The 2,304-nt window shown below is 56.9% G+C and carries 4 protein-coding genes; 2 read left to right on the forward strand and 2 right to left on the reverse strand.

Features of this window, described 5'->3' with window-relative positions:
* Both ACEW72_RS03365 and ACEW72_RS03370 read left to right on the forward strand, forming a co-directional pair.
* A partial coding sequence (locus ACEW72_RS03365) for a hypothetical protein (protein WP_373474969.1) occupies window positions 1-469 on the forward strand: 469 nt, incomplete at its 5' end.
* 65 nt (window positions 470-534) lie between these two features.
* A complete protein-coding gene (locus ACEW72_RS03370) occupies window positions 535-738 on the forward strand; it encodes a hypothetical protein (protein ID WP_373474970.1) in 204 nt (67 codons plus the stop codon).
* Between the two features lie 299 nt (window positions 739-1,037).
* Here ACEW72_RS03370 and ACEW72_RS03375 read toward each other — a convergent pair whose 3' ends face one another.
* Together ACEW72_RS03375 and ACEW72_RS03380 are read right to left on the reverse strand one after the other, a co-directional pair.
* Window positions 1,038-1,253, reverse strand: a complete 216-nt coding sequence (locus ACEW72_RS03375; RefSeq protein ID WP_373474971.1) for a hypothetical protein — start codon at window positions 1,251-1,253, stop codon at window positions 1,038-1,040.
* Window positions 1,254-1,307: 54 nt separating this feature from the next.
* Window positions 1,308-2,065, reverse strand: a protein-coding gene (locus ACEW72_RS03380) for an IS5 family transposase (RefSeq protein ID WP_373474972.1) whose coding sequence is annotated in 2 segments (ribosomal slippage) — window positions 1,308-1,744 and window positions 1,744-2,065 — 759 coding nt in all. Because the reading frame shifts where the segments join, the coding sequence is not laid out codon by codon here.
* Window positions 2,066-2,304 lie beyond the last annotated feature (239 nt).

The following is a 2,304-nucleotide window of genomic DNA, read 5'->3' on the forward strand; positions in this document are numbered from 1 at the left end:
CCAGGACGCGTTGGCTGAATCCTTTAGGGGACCGCAACCCGTCCTGTTCCTGGCAGGGCAAAACCAATTGGATGAAGCCGTGGCGCTGATGCTCGCGCAAGTCGTCGAGAAGCACGGGGTCGCAGCGCGCGTCGAACCGTCCGACAGCCTATCGACGCGGAACATTTTCAAGCTTAGCTCCGATGGAGTGGCGCTTGCCTGCCTTTGCTATCTCGACGGAAACAGCACGGCGAATATGCGTTACGCAGTGAAGCGGCTGCGGCGTAAGATGCCCGCGGCGAAGATCATGATCGTTGCGTTGACACTCGCGCCCAACGAATCCGGCGAGAAGCTGATGGATGCAACGAAACCCGATCGGGTCGCCGTCACCTTCCGAGAGGCGATCGAACACTGCCTCGATGACGCGACAGACCGTTCCAACGCGGCGGTAAAGCGGCCAGAGATCATCCAATCTGCGGCGCAAACCTGAGTTGCTCACCTCTGGTTCATTTTTGGACGGGTAACGCGCATCACTGTTGGTCATGGCGATTCGCGATGAAGGGGATCCAGAGGGCGACAACGTCACGTTTGATGGTGCGCGCCCATGTCTTTGCCCGTTGGAGCCATCCGGCATGCGGTTCCGTCATCAGCTTCTCTTTTCAGGTGGATTTGATCATTAATCGCCTCGTGCGCGTGCTGGTGAAGATTACCCGCATCTCAAAATGGACAACCGCCATTATGGAATCCAACTTCGAGTAGCGGCTCACTACTCGCAAAATCAACAGGCCCCTGCCCTCGTCAGCAGGACCTTTAGTTCACGGAAAACAGCGATGGCTGGTGCAGACACGGCAGCGTTCACGGTCGCCCGATGTTAACGATGCCACCGGCTTGGCGGAGTTCGAGCGCTTGCGGATCAGCTGGCGAACCTGCGAGACGTTGCCGCCGATCGCGCTGAAAGCGAGATGGATTGCCTCGTTTGCGGACGACGTTGGCAGTTAAGAGCCGCCAGATGAAATAGCCTATTCGCTATGATCGATGACGGGTACAGTTCGTGAAGCTCAGCCTTTCGCATCGATCGCGGCCCTGAATAGCTTCAATTTCTCCGCAATATCTTTATCGGCAACAGGCTTAGCGATTGTACCAAGCGATAAATGCGCGTGTTTTGCCGCAACCTCTGCCTGTCCGGTGACAAAAATCGACGGGATACCTTTGTGCAGCAACCATTCCGCAGCTTCAGGTCCCGTCGGACCGTCGGCAAGGTCAACATCGACCAACGCGCAGTCCAGCGCGATTTCGCTAAACGACGCTTTAGGGTCAGGACTCGTTGATCAGAGCCAGAAGATTACGGTGGCTGCGAGTGCGATGGCGGAGAAGAAGACCGTTGGGCATCGGTCGTATCGGGTGGCGACGCGGCGCCAGTCCTTGAGACGGCCGAACATGATCTCGATGCGGTTGCGGCTTCTGTATCGGCGCTTGTCGTATTTGATGGGCTCTGCACGGGATTTCCGTCCCGGAATGCATGGTTTGATGCCTTTGTCCTGAAGGGCATCCCTGAACCAGTCGGCGTCATAACCACGGTCCGCGAGCAGCCATTGTGCCTTGGGCAGATCATCCAGCAAAGCTGCCGCGCCGGTATAATCGCTGATCTGTCCGGCGGTCATGAAGAAGCTGAGCGGGCGGCCGTTTGCATCGGTGACGGCGTGAAGCTTCGTGTTCATGCCGCCTTTCGTGCGGCCGATCAGCCGCCCAAGACCCCCCTTTTTACCCCCAGGCTCGATGCCGTGCGGTGCGCCTTCAGGTAGGTTGCATCGATCATGACCGTCTTCGGCTCGGCGCCCGCGGCGGCCAGCCCTTCCATTATGCGGACGAAAACGCCCATCTTGCCCCACCGCTTCCACCGGTTGTAGAGCGTTTTGGCTGGACCATACTCCCTGGGCGCGTCCCGCCAGCGCAACCCATTGCGATTGACGAAAACGATACCGCTCAACACCCGCCGATCATCAACGCGCGGCTTGCCGTGGCTCTTGGGGAAATACGGCCGCAGACGCTCCATCTGCTCATCCGTCAGCCAGTAAAGGTCGCTCATCCTCAGTCTCCTCACGGAACCTGAATCAGATCGCGCCTCTCACATCAATGGGTCCTGACCCTAATGATCGGCGGGACAACGAGGACCGTGTCAATCCCCTCTCGTCATGTGGACAAATTCGTGATATTAAATAATTTCGAAGTGTAGTATCAATGCATTGATACGGCTAAATTTGATGATTGACCATGTTACGCGTCGTTAGGCTAGCGATTTGAAATATGCAATATTTATATTATCAT

Source organism: Sphingorhabdus sp. (genome assembly GCF_041737645.1).
Taxonomy (GTDB): Bacteria; Pseudomonadota; Alphaproteobacteria; order Sphingomonadales; family Sphingomonadaceae; genus Sphingorhabdus_B.

Coding starts and splice junctions, on each gene's coding strand:
- ACEW72_RS03370 (WP_373474970.1), top strand. CDS start 535: ATGAAGGGGATCCAGAGGGCGACAACGTCACGTTTGATGGTGCGCGCC.